The organism is Gluconacetobacter entanii (assembly GCF_013155425.1).
Lineage (GTDB): Bacteria > Pseudomonadota > Alphaproteobacteria > Acetobacterales > Acetobacteraceae > Novacetimonas > Novacetimonas entanii.
Window position 1 is genome coordinate 59,098 of the sequence record NZ_JABJWD010000008.1, and the last position, 17,308, is coordinate 76,405.

Here is a 17,308-nt window from a genome sequence, read left to right on the forward strand (position 1 = left end):
AAGTATGGAACCGGCCCGGCCTGATGCCAAATTATGATGCGTTAACCCGGCGGACATGAAACGCGGCGCGGTGCCTTACACCCCGTCATGTGGCGGGGGCTGCCGGGCCAGCACGCTGTTGCGATGTCCGTAACAGAGATAGATCACCATCCCCACCGCCAGCCAGATGACCAGACGCACCCATGTCAGCCCGTCGAGCGACGCCATGACGGCAAGGCACGACACGATGCCCAGCACGGGGATGACATATCCCCCCGGCACGCGGAAGGCGCGCGTGCGGTCCGGTTCGTGGATACGCAGCATGATGACGCCCAGGCAGACGATGGCAAAGGCCAGCAATGTGCCGATGGAGGTCATGTGCGCAAGCTGGTCGATTGGCAGGAACGCCGCAAAGCTTCCGGTCAGCACCATGAAGAACAGGTGTGAATAGATCGGCGTCTGTCGCACGGAATGGGTCACGCTGAACATCCGCGGCAGCAGCCCGTCACGCGACATGGCGTAGAAGACGCGGCTCTGCCCCAGCAGGAGCACCAGAAGCACCGACGTGAACCCGCAGACGACCCCGATCTTCACCGCGACCTTCAGCCAGCCGAAGGGCGTCTGGTCGATGGCTGTCGCCACCGGGGCTGCATCGCCAAGCATGTCCTTGTAATTGACCAGCCCGGTCAGCACGAAGGAAAACAGCACATAGGCCAGCGTGCAGATCAGCAGGCTGCCCAGGATGCCGATCGGCATGTCACGGGCGGGATTGCGCGTTTCCTGCGCGGTGGTGGAAATGGCGTCGAACCCGGCATAGGCGAAGAAGATCGTGCCTGCCGCGCGCATCACGCCGGAAAAGCCGAAATGCCCGAATTCCCCGGTATTGGGCGGGATGAAGGGGGTATAGTTCGCCACGTTGATATAAGGCAGGCCAAAGCCGATCACCGCGGCAATGATCAGCAGCTTTATGACGACAATGATGCCATTGACCCGCGCCGATTCAGAAATCCCGCGGATCAGCAGGACAGAGATCGCCACGATGATGAAGGCGGCGGGCAGGTTGACCAGCCCATGCGCCTGCGTCCCGTCGGGCATGGTCACCATCTCGAACGGGGAGGCGACCAGACGCGGGGAAATCACGACCCCCCATCCGGCAAGGAGGGAGGCGACATACCGCGACCAGCTTACGGAAACGGCGGCCGCCCCGACCGCATATTCCAGCACGAGGTCCCATCCGATGATCCACGCCACCAGTTCGCCCAGCGCGGCATAGGCATAGGTATATGCGCTGCCTGCGATCGGGATCATGCTGGCCAGTTCGCTGTAGCACAGCCCGGCGAAGCTGCACGCGATGGCGGCCAGCAGGTAGGACAGCACGACGGCGGGCCCCGCATTGGTGGCCGCCGCGATCCCGGTCAGGGAAAACAGGCCCGCGCCGATCGTCCCCCCCACGCCCAGCGCGATCAGGTTGACCGGGCCGAGGACGCGTTTCAGTCCCCCGGCCGAGGAGGCCCTGGCCGACACGTCCTGCCGCCGCAGCAGCGAGGGGAGGAAACCATCACGTGCAGGGCGCGTCATACGCGATATTTCCCGTCAGTCGGGACACACGAAAGGATCAAATCAGGACGCTCCGTCATTTTGGCGTTGTCTAACCGCCACGATATGGCACATAGCAACGCTGTATCCATGCCCTCTTGCACAAGGAAGGCATCAGCCGTCTTTAGACGATGGAGAATTATAACGGTGTCGGACCCTATGAACCAGACAGGCCTGAAGCAGTTTTTTCGTGCCCCCCTCAGCGAGGTCGATGCGGATGTCGCCAATATCATTGAGGCGGAGAAGGTCCGTCAGCGCGACGGCATTGAACTGATCGCCAGTGAAAACATGGTGTCCGCCGCCGTCATGGCCGCGCAGGGCAGCGTCCTGACCAACAAGTATGCCGAAGGGTATCCCGGTCGCCGCTATTACGGTGGCTGTGTCGAGGTGGACAAGGTCGAGACCCTCGCCATCGAGCGGGTCAAGAAGATGTTCGGCGCCGAATTCGCCAACGTGCAGCCGCATTCCGGCGCGAACGCCAACCAGGCGGCATTCATGGCGCTGGTCCGTCCGGGCGACACCGTACTGGGCATGAGCCTTGCCGCCGGTGGTCACCTGACCCATGGCGCGGCCCCGAACTATTCCGGCAAGTGGTTCAACGCGGTCCAGTATGGCGTGCGCAAGGAAGACGGCCTGCTCGATTACGAGGAGATGGAACGTCTGGCGCGCGAGGCGAAGCCCAAGCTGATCGTTGCGGGCGGTTCGGCCTATCCCCGTGTCATCGACTTTGCCCGTTTCCGCGCAATCGCGGACGAGGTCGGCGCCTTCCTGATGGTGGACATGGCACATTTCGCGGGCCTTGTGGCTGCCGGCCTGTATCCGTCGCCGGTTCCGCATGCCCATGTCGTGACCAGCACCACGCACAAGACGCTGCGTGGCCCGCGTGGCGGCCTGATCCTGACCAATGACGCGGATCTTGCGAAGAAGGTCAATTCGGCAGTGTTCCCCGGCCTGCAGGGTGGCCCGCTGATGCATGTCATCGCGGCGAAGGCCGTGGCCTTTGGCGAGGCGCTGCGTCCCGATTTCATCGACTACCAGAAGGCGGTGGCGGAAAATGCCCGCGTGCTGGCCGAAACACTGGTGGAACGCGGGTTCGATATCGTCACGGGCGGCACGGACTGCCACCTGATCCTTGTGGACCTGCGTCCCAAGGGTGTGACGGGTCGCGCGGCCGAACGCAGCCTGGAACGCGCGGGCATCACGGCGAACAAGAACGCCATTCCCTTTGACCCCGAAAAGCCCGCCATCACGTCGGGCATCCGCCTCGGCAGTCCTGCGGCGACGGCACGCGGCTTTGGCGTTGCGGAATTCCGCGAAGTCGGCGTGATGATCGACGAAGTGCTGAGTGCACTGGCCAAGGTTGGTGAAGAAGGCTGCCCGAAGACGGAGCAGGACGTGCATGCGCGCGTCAAGGCGCTGTGCGCCCGCTTCCCGATCTATGCCTGATCCGGCCGGGGTGTCATGCAGCCAGAATGTATGACACCCTGACTGTCACGGCACAGGTTTTATGAAATCAAAAGTTTTTGGTGAAGCTTTTTCCAAAAAGCTTCGGAAGACGCCGCCTTTTTGAAAAAAGGCAGTCCCCGAAAACTTGTTGATTTTCCAGATTGTTTTGGTGAGCTTCGCGTCTGTCAGGGCGCGGGATGGGACGATGATCCGTCCGTGACATGGGGCGCGCGGCGCGCAAGGCGTAGCGCAGTCTGCCCACGGCCCGGCCTCAGGTTGGGCATGACCAGCATGCAGTCGTCATAGGGGGTGCGGATTTCGTCATCGCCATCGCGCGCCAGCAGCGTGCCGCGCCGGGCAATGATATCTCCCCCCCGGAAAGGGGCGATAAAGGCAAAGCGCGAGGAATGTGCGCGGACAAGGTCCGTGACCATCATGCACTGCGCTGTTTCGCGGACATTCCGCCCCCCGGTCTCCGCCTTTACAAGGCACGAGGGGCGCAGCACCGCGCGCACGGCCCTGCGTGCCGTATGCAGCGTCTGTGCCTGCCAGTGCTGCCCGGCCTCCACCAGGCAGGCGCGCGCCTGCGTCCGGGGGGAGGAAAAGCGTGCGAAATCAATCAGGCGCGTACCATCGGCATGTCCGTCATCGGCAACGATCAGCGGCGTCGCGCCAATCTGGCGGGCAAGCGTCATGCCACGTGGCGCGCGCCCCGACAGGACCAGCGGCCGGCCGGGCCACAGCATCGAATGCAGGTCCACAAGGATATCCGCCGTCTGGATGACCGGCAGGATCTGCCGCGCGCGGTCAAGTTCATGGGACGAACGTGTGCCGCGCAGCGTGTCTTCGGACCAGACGCGGTTCATGTCCTCGTCAATGAAGCGCGAGGCCACGGGGCGTTCGGGATCGAACTGCGCCAGTGCCTCCATGTTGGCAAAGATGACGGACAGGCGTCCTGCCCCGGGGCGCAGGCGCGCACGCAGCAGTTCGTCCATGACGATCGCGCCGGTATATTCATTGCCATGGATCAGGCAGACCATGACAACATGCGGCCCGACGCGACGGCTTTCGAAATGCATGACACCGGGAATGCCACAGTTTCCCTCCCGCCATGCGGACAGGTCGGGCGGAGGAATCCCGACCTCGAAGCGCGGCAGCGGGGCAGGGGGCGGAGGGAGCGTTTCCATGAAGACGCCGCTGCGACGGCTGCGTATCGGAACCGGCTCCGCAGGGAAGGCATGTTTCATGCGTACAGCCCACCCCGTACAGAAAATGCGTCCCCTGCATCAGCGCAGGATGCACCTACAGGATGCCAGCGGGAACGGGAGGGCGGGGTCATCAGGCAAGTTTATCGCCTCGGCGGCAGGTCGCAATCCATGCCGCGTTCATTTATGCGCCAGCGTCACGCACAGGTCACACGGCAGGTCAGGGTGGGGTCTCGATCGCCTTCAGCCGCACGCCTGTCACCCGCTCGATTTCCTTGAGTGCAAGCCGTTCCTCCGGTGCGCACAGTGACAGCGCGCTGCCCTGCCGGCCGGCGCGTGCCGTGCGCCCGATGCGGTGCACATAGGATTCGGGCTGGTCGGGAATGTCGTAATTGACCACCAGCATGACATCCTCGACATCAATGCCCCGGGCCATCACATCCGTTGCGATCAGGACCTGCAGCCTGTGGTCACGAAAATCACGCAGCGTACGTTCACGCCGGGCCTGCGTATGTTCGCCATGCATGACGCCGCATGCCATGTCCCGACCCAGCGCCTTTGCCAGGTCATCCGCCTGCCGCCGGGTCTGTGTAAAGATCAGGACCCGTCGCGCCGGATGGGTGGACAGGAAGGACACCAGGGCGGACCGCTTGTGCCGGGGGGGAACGAACATGACCTGCTGGCGGATGCGCGGGGGCGGGGCGTCGGCGACATCCACCTTCACCCGGACCGGCTTATGCAGCAGCTTCCGGCCCAGATCGACGATCCCGTCGGGCATGGTGGCGGAAAACAGCAATGTCTGGTGCGTGACCGGCAGGCGCGCGGCGATGGCCATCATGTCGTCGATGAAGCCCAGGTCGAGCATCCGGTCCGCCTCGTCCACGACAAGGGCAAGTGTGCTGTCCAGCACGACCGCGCCATCGGACAGCAGGTCCACAAGCCGCCCCGGCGTTGCGACAAGGATGTCCGCCCCGGCTTCAAGGTCGCGCACCTGCCGCGCCTTTGGCACGCCCCCGATGGTCACCACCACCTTCAGGCCCGTGCCCCGGGCGCACCCACGCCATGCGCCGCCCGTCTGGTTGGCCAGTTCGCGCGTGGGCGACAGGCAGACGATACGCGCCACATGCGGCGTGCGGTCCTGCGGCGCATCCAGCAGGCGCTGCGTCAGCGGCGCGGCAAAGGCGACGGTCTTGCCCGTGCCGGTGGGGGCGATCCCTTCGACATCCCGCCCGGCCAGAATCGGGGGAATGGCCTGGACCTGGATGGGCGAGGGGATGCGTACCCCCATGCGCGACAGGTTGTCGCCCACAGGTGCCGCAAGGCCGGTTTCAGCAAAGGAGGCGCAGGGATCTTCGGTCATCGGGGCAAGCCATACCGCGCTTTGCCCCCGCAGCAAAAGGGAAAGGGATTGACGCTGCGATTCCGTGTGCGCCAGATGCGTGCCATGACGTGTTCCTCCATTCCCGATGCCACGCCCGCACCCGTGGCTGGCGTGATTGCCGAAGATTTCGCCGGCATGAAGTCGCAGGCCTTCGGCCTTGCCCGACGCGCGGGGCTGGACCCCGTGCTTTGCCCGGTCAGGGTGCGTCCCGGCTGGCGGCATCTGCCCGCATCATGGTGGCCCATGCCCCTGCGCGCCATCCGCCCGCTGCAGGTGCCGTCCGCCTGCATGGGAGCATCGGGCCTGATGATCAGCATCGGTGGCACCGGCGGGGCGGTGGGGGCGGCCCTGCGTGCGCGGGGCGGCCGTGTGGTGCAGATCCAGAACCCGCGCATGGACCTGCGGAAGTTCGATCTGGTGATCGCCAACCGCCATGACGAGATTTCAGGTCCGAATGTGCTGCTGTCGCGCACCGCGCTGCATGGCGTCTCCCCCGCATGCCTTGCGCAGGCCCGGCAGGTCTGGGCGCCACGTCTGGCCCACCTGCCACGCCCGCTTGTCAGTGTCCTTGTCGGTGGGGGGAATGGACGTTTCCGGCTGGGGGCGGCGGAGGCCCGTACGCTCGCCACGCAGCTTGGGCGGATGATCGACCGCGACGGGGTGGGCATGGCGGTCACGCCATCGCGCCGGACCAGTGCGGAGGTGCGGGAGATCCTGTCACGCCACCTGACGCCGAAGGGGGCGTGGGTGTGGGACATGGAGGGGGACAATCCCTATCTCGGCCTCCTGGCCTGCGCGGACGCCATCGTGGTGACGGCGGACAGTGTGTCCATGATTTCGGAAGCCGTGGCGACCGAGGCGCCGGTCATGGTGGCCGCGCTGCCCGGACGTTCGCGCAGGATCGGCCTGTTCATGCAGGACCTGTCGCAGGCGGGGCGTATCCGGATGTTCGGGGGGCGCATGTGTGACTGGCGGGTCGCGCCACTTGATGACACGCAGGGTATCGCGCAGGAAATGCGTCACAGGCTGAACCTGAAATGATCCACGAATTATGCGTGTTTCCAGCAGGTAATTATGACATAAACAGGTATGCTCGATATCCGCACCTATGACGCACGCACCGGCGGCAATATCGCCTACAAGGCTTTCTCCCACCCCCTGGCGGCGGAGCGTCTGGCGGCGCTGGCGCGGATGTTGCGCGACAGGGGGCCGGTTGCAATCTATGACCCGGCGGGGCATGCGCGCACGCTGCTTGCACTTCTGCCGGAGGGGATGCAGGTCGAAGGCATCTATGTCCATGACTGTGAAAAGGTCGGGCAACCCACGCCCGCCGGCCTGACCCGCCCGCTGGCCGACCTGCCGCATGCCCCCGTGCGGGCGGTATGGGCACTGGATTTCGAGCATGAGCGGGTCTGCATCCGGCTGCGTGACATTCTGCCCGACGGGATGGACATCTTCACGCTGGCTGATGCCCGGTTGCCCGATGATATGCTCACTGTGGCCGGCGCCTATCTGAACCGTCTCAATTTTGCGACGAATTATGCGTTCTTCCGGGATGCAGGTGGACTGTCCACCCGTCTGGTCACCACCAACTACTGGGCGCGTTATGGTGCGGGGGATGTCAGGATCTGGCTGCGGCTGTTCGGATGCGACGGCCGTCCCCTTGCAAGCTGGGTCGAAGGCCCCTTCGCACCGGAGCAGTCGATCGTGCTGGACAGTGCGGAGGTCCGGCGGCGTTTCGGCCTGGCTGCCTTTACGGGGCAGCTTTTCATCCATGTCCTTGGCGTGGCCGGCCATGATATCGTCAAATATGCGCTGGAAATCCATGGCGACGTGGCCAGCCACACCCTGTCCGTGACCCATGACGCCAATGCGTGGCCCGCCGAACGCTATGCCAACCTGCCCGCGCCCCGGCAGGGCGAGCAGGTGATCCTGTGGGTCCAGAACAGCCATGCGGTGCCTGTTCCCGCCAGGGCGATGGCGCTGGGCCGCATGGGGCATGACATGCTGGTTCCCATTGACCGGACCATCGGCCCGTATGAAACGGTGGGCGTATGCGTCAATGAGTACCTCCCACATGCATCCTGGCCGGAACAACTGGAATTCCATGGCGGCCATCATGTGGTACGCCCGCGTTATGAAATCCGTGCGGATACGGGAACCCGTATCGCCCACCTGAATGTGGAACGCAGTGACCTTGCCCATGATCCGGGCATCGTCACCCTGCCGCCCCGGTTTTTCGGGCGGGGATATCTCCTGCCGTTTCCCGTTCCCGATCCGGCGCGGTACCGCACGACCCTGCAGCCCGCGCCGATGTCGCATGCGCTGCAGACGCTGCCGGTGCGTATCGACTGTTTTGATGAGGAAGGGCAGCCCTCAGGCTCACGCTTCCTTGGCTGCCTGACGCGCGGGCATGAGATTGCACAGGACCTGTCGGAGGTCACCGGTCGGGCGGGGCATGGGGAACTGGTCTATGATTTCCGTGAGGGGGGACAGGCGGATGGCTGGCTGCATGCCCTGATACGATATGAGGACCTGCTGACGGGTCATGTCGCGGAAACCAGTTTCGGGGCCCATATCTTCAACACGGTCATGACCTACCGCAATGAACCGCAATCCTATTCCGGGCCGCCACCGGGACTGACGACGCGGCTGTTCCTGCAGGCGGGGGCCGGACAGGCGCCAAGTTTCTGCCACCTGATCTATCCCGTATCGGCCACATGGCATGACAGTTCCGAAACCGTGCTGAGCCTGCATGACGAAAAGGGTGCGAAGATCGCGGAGCAGCAGGTCAGCATCCCGGCGCGCGGGTCGATGACGCTCTGGCCACACCGGGTTTTCGGGGTGGACGCCATCGCGCATTCGGGGACGGGGGGATATGTCATGATCCGTGACCAGTCCTGCCGCCTGTTCGGATATCACGGTCGCCTGCGCGATGATGGCGTATTCTCGCTCGATCACATGTTCGGGTTCTGACACGGCATTCCGGAATTTCCATGCCTGTCATGCAGGAAATGCGGGCCAGGGTTTCGCGTTGTTCACGTGACCCCGCCATGCCCATGCGTTTCTTACCGGAGGATCATTGCCACGATAGAGTGGTGAAATCACAGAGGAATACTGAAATGACCGATTCGCATACGCCTTCCGCTACCGAACATCTGCAGAAACTCGCTGCCCGTGGGAAGCATGAGCCCAAGCTGCTGACCCGTGAGGAAGTCACCATGCTGGCCGCGCATGTCGGCAAGGAGCATGCCGGGATTGAAAAGGAAATCGCCAAGAAGGCGGAACATAATCCCGAAGGCGTGACGGCGGACGAACTGCGTACGCTGTGCACCCACATTCTGGGCGAAAAGAAGGTCCGTTAATCCGGGCTGGAACCACCTGCGATCCGTTCCGGACAAGGGGACAGGTCGCAGGTTTCGTCCTGCGGCAGGAATGCGGCAATAATGATTCGTGCGGACGCAGGTATTTGCCGCCACGTCCAAAGAAATACCCATGCCCAGAGTCATGGATATACCAGCAATATATTTATTTTTTGGAGGTCCGGATGGTGGGTGCGACAGGGATTGAACCTGTGACCCCCGCCGTGTGAAGGCGATGCTCTACCGCTGAGCTACGCACCCATCCGCTCGGTGAGGTGTTATTAGTCGATCCTTCGTTCCGATGCAAGCACCTGAAGACAGGATTTTTTATCTTCGTACCGGACGACGCAACCGGTAGGCGAGGGCTTCGGCAATGTGGGCCTGTTCGATGTCCATGGCGGTTGCCAGATCAGCAATCGTACGCGCCACGCGCAGCAGGCGGGTATAGCCACGGGCCGACAGGTGCAGGCGTTCCGACGCCATGACGGCATAATCGCGCGCCGCAGCCTGAATGGGGAACAGGTCGATACTGGCTTCGGCATTGCGCAGGCCGTCCTGCCGGCTGACCTGGCGTGCATGTGCCGCCTCGACCCGTTCGGCCACGATGGTGCTGCTTTCCCCACGTGCCAGACCGGCAATCTGCCCCAGCGGGACGGGTTCGACGCGTACGTACATATCCATGCGGTCCAGCAGCGGGCCGGAAATGCGGGCCTGGTAATCCTCGCCACAGCGGGGAGCCTTGCGACATTCCTGTGCCGCATCGCCGAGATATCCGCAGCGGCATGGGTTCATCGCGGCAATCAACTGGAAGCGGGCAGGATAGGTGACATGCGCCGCCGCGCGGGCAATGGTGATGGAACCGGTTTCGAGGGGCTGGCGGAGCGTTTCCAGCGCATGGCGGGAAAATTCCGGCAGTTCGTCCAGAAACAGCACACCCCGGTGCGCGAGGCTGACTTCGCCCGGTCGGGCGCGGGCGCCGCCTCCGCTCAGGGCGGCCTGGCTGGTGGAATGATGGGGATCGCGGAAAGGGGGGCGGATGACGGGATGGCCGTCCGACAGCAGGCCGCTGACGCTGTGGATGCGGCTGACCTCAAGGATTTCCTCGGCCGTCAGGTTGGGCAGGATACCCGGCAGGCGCGCGGCCAGCATGGATTTCCCGGCACCCGGGGGGCCGGACATCAGCAGCGAATGACCACCGGCCGCCGCGATTACCAATGCACGTTTCGGACTTTCCATGCCACGCACATCCGCAAGGTCGGGGGCCGGCATGACGGACGAAGCACGCCTGAAATCGGGGAGTTCGACGGGCGTGAGGACCTGTTGGCCCCGGAAATGGTTGACAAGGGCAGGGAGGCTGTCCGCGGCGAGGATGTCCATGTCTTCGCTGGCCCAGCGTGCCTCCACGCCCTGTACGCGCGGGCAGATCAGGCCCAGCGACAGGTCATGTGCGCTCATGGCGGCGGAAAGCACGCCGCAGACGGGATTGAGGCCACCATCAAGTGAGAGTTCACCCAGGGCCGCGTAGCGCGTCGCCATGTCATAGGGCACGACACCCATGACGGACAGAAGGGCAAGGGCGATGGGAAGGTCGAAATGCGATCCTTCCTTGGCAAGGTTGGCGGGGGCAAGGTTCACGACAATCCGTTTTGCCGGCAGCGCCAGTCCCATGGCGGAAAGTGCCGCGCGCACACGCTCACGGGATTCCGCGACGGCCTTGTCCGGCAGGCCGACAATCAGGAACGATGGCAGTCCGGTCGAAAGCTGAACTTCAACCTTAACGGGTGTGGCGTCGATGCCACAGAACGCAAAGCCATGGATACATGCCAGCAACGTGTCAGCCATCGGTCAGAATTCAATCCGTCAGTCAGTAAGGGTCCATGATGCCGGAATGCGGCGCAAAGCGCCAATTTCAGTCCGCCCGGATAGATTTGTTGGCATAATATATATTATGAGACTTTTGGAGCAGACCGGACGGGGACGAATTCCGGCGTGCCCGGATGCGGCTTCGCATCCGTCATGTCCGTCGCCAGTGCCAGTGCCAGTGCCAGTGCCGGCCATCGTGTCCGATCACCTGACGCTGGCTTTTCCATTATTTATGCAGACCTGTAATTGCCTGCACGCGTTTCAGAATACCCATCCCCGCCTCTGTAAAGTTTTCCTCGCTGAACTGGGTGCAGACGTAATTGCGTGCCTGCTGCCCCATTTCGTGGAAACGTTCCGGCTGTGACAGCGCCTGGATCAGGGCATCCGCCAGAGATTGCGGGTCGCGCGGTGCCGCGCGCCAGCCAGTCTTCCCCTCCTGCACCGAGTAGCGCATTTCCCCCACGGTGGTGCCAAGCACGGGAAGCCCCCCCTGCATGGCCTCGTGCATGGCGACGCAGAACCCTTCCCAGCGCGAAGGCTGTACATACATATGCTGTGACGCGATGAAACCGCGCGTATCGGTCACAAAGCCCGGAAAGTGGATCATGTCGAGGCCATGCGCCCTGCACCGTTCCTCGATGAAGGCGCGATGATTGCCCTCACCGCGGATGGTGATTTCATAAGGCGGCAGGTTGTGCCGGGCTTTCTGCACCAGTGCCAGCGCGGCGCACAGGTCGCCATATCCCTTTTCGCGCGACAGGCGGCCCAGTGACCCGATGCGGATGACCTCCCCTTTCTGCCATGGCTGCGCCTGCGGTGCCTGCGGGGTGGCATAGAAAATCGGCCAGCATGCCAGACGGTCGCGCGGGATGCCCAGGATCCTGTGCGTTTCATCGGTGACGAACTGCGAATCCCCGACCCAGAAACAGGACAGCCTGCGCATGGACAGCAGAAGGCGCCGGTTGATGGGTTTGGGATTGGCATTGTGCTGCCAGCTTACCACCGGCCAGCGATGGCGCGCGCCAAGCAGTTGCCCCAGCAGCGTGGCACGGATGAGTGACGTCCATAAAAGGTCCGGCTTCCACGCTGTCAGGGCGCGGTTGAGCCAGCGGAGCGTCTGGACCTGCTGTTTTTCCCCGGCCGGACAGATCTCGACCCGGAGCCCCGCCTCCTCCAGTCGTGGCAGCGCCAGTCCGTCACGTCGTGACAGGGCGAATACGACAACTTCATGCCCGGCCTTGCGAAAGACAGAGGTGATGGCGGGAACCGGGAAACATGCGCCGCCGCCCTCAAGGGAGTTTATGATATAGGCAATGCGCATTATTCGTCAGGTTCCGTCCACATTTCCACAATGCGCGGTTTTAACAAAGATGCGATGGAAAAACAGTATCTGATCGGGGCGCCTCGTCTGCATCCCTGTTCCCTGGAACCGGATGTCAGGAAACATGGAGGACTGCCCCATTCCTTTGCCGCGCACATCCCATGACGGAACACGCCATTCAGGCTGAGTCGCTGGAAAGTCATTATGTTGTCGAAGGAAATGTTGGCTGGGGGACCTGGATTCGAACCAGGGCTGACCGGGTCAGAGCCGGTAGTTCTACCGCTAAACTATCCCCCAGCAGTCCTGCCTGTGTGGCAGGGGCGCCGTCGTTGCGGTGAAGGGGTGATAGCATCGGTGATGGGGGTGTGCAACCACCTTTTTTCGATCTTTTCACAAGATCACATATTTGACTTGCGTTTAATGCAGGACAGTCCCCACAATGATGGAATGCCTTGAAAGGCAAAGGATTGCACGCATGCTCCACGACGTTCCCCGTCCCGCTGCGCCGGGACAAGGCCCGCAGATGTTCGGGATGTCTGATTTCAGGCGTCTTCCGTCTGCCGCCCCCCTGTACGCGGCGCTGGACCTGGGAACGCATAACTGCCGCCTGATGGTTGCCGCCCCCGCCGGGCGTGGTTTTCGCGTGATTGACAGTTTCAGCCGTGTCGTGCGGCTTGGCGAAGGGCTGCATCATACCGGCCGCCTCGGGCATGAAGCCATGGAACGTACGGCCGATGCCCTGCGCGCGTGTGCCGTGCGGATGCGTCGCGCGGGCCTGAGGAAATATACCGCCATCGCGACCGAGGCCTGCCGCCGCGCCGAAAACGGCCTGGCGTTCCTTGATGGTATCCGTAACGAGACCGGCCTGTCCATTTCCATCATCTCCGCGCGGGAGGAAGCGGAACTTGCCCTGAGAAGCTGCGCCTCCCTGCTGCATGACGGCCGTTTTTCTCCCCTGCGCGAACGCGCGCTGCTGTTTGATATTGGCGGCGGATCGACGGAAATCGCATGGGTGCGCACGGACCATGCGCGCCGGCGGCAGTCCCTGATCGGGTATCTGAGCCTGCCGGTGGGCGTCATCACCATATCGGAACAGCTTGGCGATGCGGCATTCACGCCCGAAGGATACGGGCGCATGGTCGCGATGGTGCGCCAGCAGCTTGAGGCGTTCGAGGACGTTCATTGCATCCGGCGCGAAATCTCATCGGGCAATGTCGTACTGATGGGTACCAGTGGTACGGTGACGACCCTGGCAAGTGTCGCGATGGGGCAGGTCCGCTATGATCGCGCCATGATTGATGGCGCGACCCTGCCGATGGAGCAGGCGCTGGAGGTGATCCGACGGCTTAATGGCATGGATCGGGCGGGATTGTCCGGCCATGTGGGGATCGGTCCGGACCGCGCGCGTTACATCATGGCGGGCTGTGCGATTTTCGAGGCAATCCAGCAGGCGTGGCCGGTGCCCGAGGTGGTCGTGGCGGATCGAGGATTGCGTGACGGCATGCTTTTGCGCATGATTGACAGGAGTTCGCGTATCGCTTTTCAGCCGGTACCTTCTTCCTTTTCTCCTGTCCGGCACAAGCTGAAGCCGACGAGCGGTCCCTTACATGAAACGACGCCCAGCAGACCCTAAGCCCAGAATTCCGGGAAAATCACGCACCAGCAGCCTGACCCCCGGCGAATCCCTCGCAAGTGCGGATTCAGGTGCCGTCCGCTCCGCCCGCAACCAGACCGTTACCGTCAAGAAGGCGCGCGGGCGCACCACGGCGCAGCATCGCTGGCTCCAGCGCCAGCTTAATGATCCCTACGTGCAGGCTGCGCAGAAGCAGGGATGGCGGTCGCGCGCGGCTTTCAAGCTGATAGAACTTGACGATCGCTTCCACCTGATCCGGCCGGGCATGCGCGTGGTCGATCTGGGTGCGGCACCCGGCGGGTGGGCACAGGTGGCGGTCAAGCGTGGCGCAAGCCATGTCGTGGGTGTTGACCTGCTGCCGGTTGACCCCGTTCCCGGCGCCACGATCATCGAGGGGGATTTCAACGATCCCGACATGCCCGATCGTCTGCGTGAACTGCTCGATGGTGCGCCGGACCTGGTCATGTCGGACATGGCCCCCAATACGACCGGCCATGCGCCGACCGATCACCTGCGCATCATCGGCCTTGCCGAACTGGCGCTGGATTTCGCAATCCAGATCCTCGCGCCGGGTGGCAGCTTTATCGCCAAGGTCTTCCAAGGTGGATCGGAAAAGCAGATGCTTCAGGCGCTGAAGCGTTCCTTCGGGCAGGTCCGGCACGCCAAGCCACCGGCAAGCCGCAAGGAATCCAGCGAACTGTATGTCATCGCCACCGATTTCCGGGGGCGCGAGTCCGTCTGAATCCGCCAATGCCCCATCCCCTGCCCTGCCGGGCCGGAGGACGGGGCCGGTGAAAGGTTACGGCGTATTCCACAGCCATGCCGCACCCCGCACGCCCGAACTGTCGCCATGGACGTTCTTGACGATCGGGGTGTTGCAGTTCGGCGTGATCGCATAACGCCGCATCATCGGCGGGACGCGTTCATAGATTTCCTTGATGTTCGAGACGCCGCCGCCAAGCACGATGACATCGGGATCAAGGAAATTGATCGCCAGCGCACAGGCGCGCGCCATGCGTTCCATGTAGCGGTCCAGCGCCCCGATGGCCGTGATGTCGCCGCCTTCGGCCGCTTCCACGATTCCGCCCGCGCTGCGATGTCCCGGCCCTTTCCAGTCCTGCGCCAGCGCCGAACCGCTGAGGAACCGCTCCATGCAGCCTTCATTGCCGCAGAAGCATTTGGGCATGGGGAATTCTTCCAGCCGAGGCCATGGCAGCGGCACATGCCCCCATTCGCCCGCGATGTGATGCGCGCCGATGATCAGCTTGTGGTCCGTGACGATCCCTGCCCCCATGCCGGTGCCGATGATGACGCCGAATACGGTCCTGTATCCCTGCCCCGCCCCGTCGATGGCTTCGGAAAGGGCAAAGCAGTTGGCGTCATTTTCTACCCGGACATCCCGGCCAAGGGCCTCGGTCATGTCCTTGTGCAGGGGTTGGTTGTTCAGCCATGTGGCGTTTGCGTTCTTGATGACGTTCGTGTCGGGGCTGATGGAACCGGGAATGCCGATTCCCACGCTGCCCTGCCCGCCCAGTTCCTGGTCCACGCCCGCGATCAGGTCGCACATGGCACGGATGGCGCCGCTGTAATTGCCGGGATTGGTAATCCGGCGACGGACCAGTTCCCTGCCGTCCTGGCCCAGGGCCGCGATCTCGATCTTGGTGCCACCAAAATCGATTCCAATACGATAAGGCCCCATCAGCAGCTACTTTCGTGCGTCATGATTACATCCATGGCTTGATTTTCTTTTATGATCCGAATTGGCTCAGACTTCAAACCCCGCCCCATCCCTCATGCCGGGGATGGGCCCGTATCATAAGGAACAGGCGTGGCATGAACGAAATCCTACTTGATGCACGCGGACTGACATGTCCACTCCCCGTACTGAAGGCGAACCGGATATTGCGTGGCATGCCCGGCGGTGGCCGCCTGCGTGTCATGGCCACTGATCGTGCGTCGGTTGCCGATTTTCAGACCTTCTGTCGGGAGACCGGGCATGCGCTCATCGCATTCGGTGAAGAGGGCGGAACGCTGTCCTTTGTCATCCGCAGAAAGCAAGATGCTGAAAATAAATAGTTTTTTATGGACCGCCCCGGTATTGATATGTATTCACGTAAAATGCCGTAACCTGTTGCCGCCACGGTGCGGGACAATCAGTTGATATGTCCCCTTGGCAGAAGGCCGCCCAAAGTTGTAATTCCTGCGCCACCATGATGATGAAAGTGTGACACGCCGATGACAGATGACCTGACTTCCCTTTCCTTCGAGGACGCGCTTGCCGAACTGGAAGGCATTGTCCGTCAGCTGGAAGGCGGTCAGCTCAGGCTGGAAGATGCCATCAAGGCATATGAGCGTGGCGCTGCCCTTCGACAGTATTGTGAGACCAGGTTGAACGAGGCCGAGGCCCGCGTTCAGGCGATCATCCAGCGCACCGACCGTACGCTGGATGCGAAATCTATGGATTGATGCGTCAGATGAGCCAAACAACAGCACCCTCGCCCGAAAAAGACGGCAAGGACCGTATGGTCCGTCTGCGTGCGTCCCTTGCCGCGCGGGCCGAAGCCATCGAACATGCGATTGATCGCCTGCTGCCCCCGGTCAAGGGGGGCGAAGCACGCCTGATCGACGCCATGCGCTATGCCACCCTTGGCGGCGGCAAGCGCCTGCGCGGATATCTGGTGGCCGAGGTCGCCAGCATGTTCCGGGTGGACGAGGCCGGGGCCTATCGCGCCGCGGCGTCGGTTGAAATGCTGCACGCCTATTCCCTGGTGCATGATGACCTGCCGGCCATGGACGATGACGACCTGCGCCGTGGGCAGCCCTCCACCCACCGCAAGTTTGACGAGGCGACGGCCATCCTGGCGGGCGATGCGCTGCAGACCATGTCGTTCGGCATCCTTGCCGATCCCGCGACCCATGCCGACGCCGGTGTGCGCATCGACCTTGTCACCGCACTGGCCGCCGCGTCGGGGGCTGCGGGCATGGTCGGCGGGCAGATGATCGACATGGAAGGCGAAGGCCGTTCCCTCTCGCTTGACGAAGTGGCGCGGCTGCATGCGCTCAAGACCGGCTGCCTGATCCGTTATTCGGCGGAAGCCGGGGCGATCCTCGGGCAGGCCGCGCCGGAGGTGCGCGAGCGCATCGCGGCCTACGGGCGTGACCTTGGCGCGGCCTTCCAGGTGGCGGACGACGTGCTTGACGCCACGGCGAGCGCCGAGGAACTCGGCAAGACGGCGGGCAAGGATGAGGCGGCCGGCAAATCGACCTATGTCGCCCTCCTCGGCGTGGAAGGTGCCGCGCGTGAGGCGCGTCGCATCGCGGCGCAGGCCGAGGCACATCTCGATATCTTCGGGTCCGAGGCCGACCGCCTGCGTGACCTTGTGAATTACGTGGTAGAGCGCAGGAACTGAGTGCATGACTGATACCCCGACCCCCGAGGCGGACCGGTGGGGCTCGATCCCGACGCTGGGCCGTTTTGCGCAACTGGACCGTGTGCGTTACCCGCATGACATGCGCAACCTT

At 63.2% G+C, this 17,308-nt stretch carries 15 protein-coding genes and 2 tRNA genes; 9 read left to right on the top strand and 8 right to left on the bottom strand.

Annotated elements, in window-relative coordinates; all coding sequences use genetic code 11:
• Positions 1-75 precede the first annotated feature (75 nt).
• Complete coding sequence (locus HNH97_RS02335) at positions 76-1,557, bottom strand: amino acid permease (protein ID WP_167400318.1); 1,482 nt, start codon at positions 1,555-1,557, stop codon at positions 76-78.
• Positions 1,558-1,734: 177 nt separating this feature from the next.
• Between HNH97_RS02335 and glyA the strand changes: the two genes are divergently transcribed.
• Positions 1,735-3,021 (top strand): serine hydroxymethyltransferase, encoded by a 1,287-nt coding sequence (glyA, locus tag HNH97_RS02340; protein WP_171789742.1) that lies wholly within the window; start codon positions 1,735-1,737, stop codon positions 3,019-3,021.
• Positions 3,022-3,206: 185 nt separating this feature from the next.
• Here glyA and HNH97_RS02345 read toward each other — a convergent pair whose 3' ends face one another.
• Together HNH97_RS02345 and HNH97_RS02350 are read right to left on the bottom strand one after the other, a co-directional pair.
• Positions 3,207-4,208 carry a M14 family metallopeptidase gene (locus HNH97_RS02345; protein ID WP_244949245.1) on the bottom strand — a complete coding sequence of 334 codons (1,002 nt, stop codon included), beginning with the start codon at positions 4,206-4,208 and terminating at the stop codon, positions 3,207-3,209.
• Positions 4,209-4,446: 238 nt separating this feature from the next.
• Positions 4,447-5,586 carry a DEAD/DEAH box helicase gene (locus tag HNH97_RS02350; RefSeq protein ID WP_171789744.1) on the bottom strand — a complete coding sequence of 380 codons (1,140 nt, stop codon included), beginning with the start codon at positions 5,584-5,586 and terminating at the stop codon, positions 4,447-4,449.
• A gap of 84 nt (positions 5,587-5,670) precedes the next feature.
• Here HNH97_RS02350 and HNH97_RS02355 point away from each other — a divergent pair, with 84 nt between their 5' ends.
• From HNH97_RS02355 to HNH97_RS02365, 3 genes are all read left to right on the top strand, one after another.
• Entirely contained in the window at positions 5,671-6,648 is a 978-nt protein-coding gene (locus tag HNH97_RS02355) for a mitochondrial fission ELM1 family protein (protein WP_244949252.1), read from the top strand.
• 48 nt (positions 6,649-6,696) lie between these two features.
• Positions 6,697-8,583, top strand: a complete 1,887-nt coding sequence (locus tag HNH97_RS02360) for a hypothetical protein (protein WP_171789745.1) — start codon at positions 6,697-6,699, stop codon at positions 8,581-8,583.
• A gap of 146 nt (positions 8,584-8,729) precedes the next feature.
• On the top strand, positions 8,730-8,972 hold the full coding sequence (locus tag HNH97_RS02365; protein WP_110913254.1) for a hypothetical protein: 243 nt from the start codon (positions 8,730-8,732) through the stop codon (positions 8,970-8,972).
• Between the two features lie 183 nt (positions 8,973-9,155).
• Here HNH97_RS02365 and HNH97_RS02370 read toward each other — a convergent pair.
• The 4 genes from HNH97_RS02370 to HNH97_RS02385 form a co-directional block, all read right to left on the bottom strand.
• A tRNA-Val gene (locus tag HNH97_RS02370) sits at positions 9,156-9,230 on the bottom strand.
• A gap of 66 nt (positions 9,231-9,296) precedes the next feature.
• On the bottom strand, positions 9,297-10,811 hold the full coding sequence (locus HNH97_RS02375; protein ID WP_171789746.1) for a YifB family Mg chelatase-like AAA ATPase: 1,515 nt from the start codon (positions 10,809-10,811) through the stop codon (positions 9,297-9,299).
• 247 nt (positions 10,812-11,058) lie between these two features.
• A complete protein-coding gene (locus tag HNH97_RS02380) occupies positions 11,059-12,153 on the bottom strand; it encodes a glycosyltransferase family 4 protein (protein ID WP_171789747.1) in 1,095 nt (364 codons plus the stop codon).
• A 223-nt stretch (positions 12,154-12,376) separates the two neighbouring features.
• Positions 12,377-12,450, bottom strand: a tRNA-Gln gene (locus HNH97_RS02385).
• Positions 12,451-12,628: 178 nt separating this feature from the next.
• Between HNH97_RS02385 and HNH97_RS02390 the strand changes: the two genes are divergently transcribed.
• Both HNH97_RS02390 and HNH97_RS02395 read left to right on the top strand, forming a co-directional pair.
• A complete protein-coding gene (locus HNH97_RS02390; RefSeq protein WP_407716840.1) occupies positions 12,629-13,786 on the top strand; it encodes a Ppx/GppA phosphatase family protein in 1,158 nt (385 codons plus the stop codon).
• Positions 13,761-14,528, top strand: coding sequence for an RlmE family RNA methyltransferase (locus HNH97_RS02395; protein WP_171789748.1), 768 nt, complete (start codon positions 13,761-13,763; stop codon positions 14,526-14,528). The genes HNH97_RS02390 and HNH97_RS02395 overlap by 26 nt, the downstream gene beginning before the upstream one ends.
• Before the next feature lie 57 nt (positions 14,529-14,585).
• On the opposite strand, the gene HNH97_RS02400 is transcribed toward HNH97_RS02395, so the two are convergent.
• On the bottom strand, positions 14,586-15,485 hold the full coding sequence (locus HNH97_RS02400; protein ID WP_171789749.1) for an ROK family protein: 900 nt from the start codon (positions 15,483-15,485) through the stop codon (positions 14,586-14,588).
• Positions 15,486-15,619: 134 nt separating this feature from the next.
• Here HNH97_RS02400 and HNH97_RS02405 point away from each other — a divergent pair, with 134 nt between their 5' ends.
• The 3 genes from HNH97_RS02405 to HNH97_RS02415 all read left to right on the top strand — a co-directional run bounded on the left by HNH97_RS02405 (position 15,620) and on the right by HNH97_RS02415 (position 17,196).
• Positions 15,620-15,862: a sulfurtransferase TusA family protein gene (locus tag HNH97_RS02405; protein ID WP_110913248.1), complete on the top strand. Its 243-nt coding sequence runs from the start codon at positions 15,620-15,622 to the stop codon at positions 15,860-15,862.
• A 159-nt stretch (positions 15,863-16,021) separates the two neighbouring features.
• Positions 16,022-16,252 carry an exodeoxyribonuclease VII small subunit gene (locus tag HNH97_RS02410; RefSeq protein WP_110913247.1) on the top strand — a complete coding sequence of 77 codons (231 nt, stop codon included), beginning with the start codon at positions 16,022-16,024 and terminating at the stop codon, positions 16,250-16,252.
• Positions 16,253-16,308: 56 nt separating this feature from the next.
• Positions 16,309-17,196: a polyprenyl synthetase family protein gene (locus tag HNH97_RS02415; protein ID WP_171789756.1), complete on the top strand. Its 888-nt coding sequence runs from the start codon at positions 16,309-16,311 to the stop codon at positions 17,194-17,196.
• The last annotated feature ends 112 nt before the right edge of the window (positions 17,197-17,308 follow it).

Excerpts from the sequence above, each read along its gene's own strand:
- HNH97_RS02355 (WP_244949252.1), top strand. The coding sequence starts at position 5,671 with ATGACGTGTTCCTCCATTCCCGATGCCACGCCCGCACCCGTGGCTGGC.
- HNH97_RS02375 (WP_171789746.1), bottom strand. The coding sequence starts at position 10,811 with ATGGCTGACACGTTGCTGGCATGTATCCATGGCTTTGCGTTCTGTGGC.
- HNH97_RS02380 (WP_171789747.1), bottom strand. The coding sequence starts at position 12,153 with ATGCGCATTGCCTATATCATAAACTCCCTTGAGGGCGGCGGCGCATGT.
- HNH97_RS02390 (WP_407716840.1), top strand. The coding sequence starts at position 12,629 with ATGCTCCACGACGTTCCCCGTCCCGCTGCGCCGGGACAAGGCCCGCAG.
- HNH97_RS02335 (WP_167400318.1), bottom strand. The coding sequence starts at position 1,557 with ATGACGCGCCCTGCACGTGATGGTTTCCTCCCCTCGCTGCTGCGGCGG.
- HNH97_RS02410 (WP_110913247.1), top strand. The coding sequence starts at position 16,022 with ATGACAGATGACCTGACTTCCCTTTCCTTCGAGGACGCGCTTGCCGAA.
- HNH97_RS02395 (WP_171789748.1), top strand. The coding sequence starts at position 13,761 with ATGAAACGACGCCCAGCAGACCCTAAGCCCAGAATTCCGGGAAAATCA.
- HNH97_RS02345 (WP_244949245.1), bottom strand. The coding sequence starts at position 4,208 with ATGGAAACGCTCCCTCCGCCCCCTGCCCCGCTGCCGCGCTTCGAGGTC.
- HNH97_RS02415 (WP_171789756.1), top strand. The coding sequence starts at position 16,309 with ATGGTCCGTCTGCGTGCGTCCCTTGCCGCGCGGGCCGAAGCCATCGAA.
- glyA (WP_171789742.1), top strand. The coding sequence starts at position 1,735 with ATGAACCAGACAGGCCTGAAGCAGTTTTTTCGTGCCCCCCTCAGCGAG.
- HNH97_RS02365 (WP_110913254.1), top strand. The coding sequence starts at position 8,730 with ATGACCGATTCGCATACGCCTTCCGCTACCGAACATCTGCAGAAACTC.
- HNH97_RS02400 (WP_171789749.1), bottom strand. The coding sequence starts at position 15,485 with ATGGGGCCTTATCGTATTGGAATCGATTTTGGTGGCACCAAGATCGAG.
- HNH97_RS02360 (WP_171789745.1), top strand. The coding sequence starts at position 6,697 with ATGCTCGATATCCGCACCTATGACGCACGCACCGGCGGCAATATCGCC.
- HNH97_RS02405 (WP_110913248.1), top strand. The coding sequence starts at position 15,620 with ATGAACGAAATCCTACTTGATGCACGCGGACTGACATGTCCACTCCCC.
- HNH97_RS02350 (WP_171789744.1), bottom strand. The coding sequence starts at position 5,586 with ATGACCGAAGATCCCTGCGCCTCCTTTGCTGAAACCGGCCTTGCGGCA.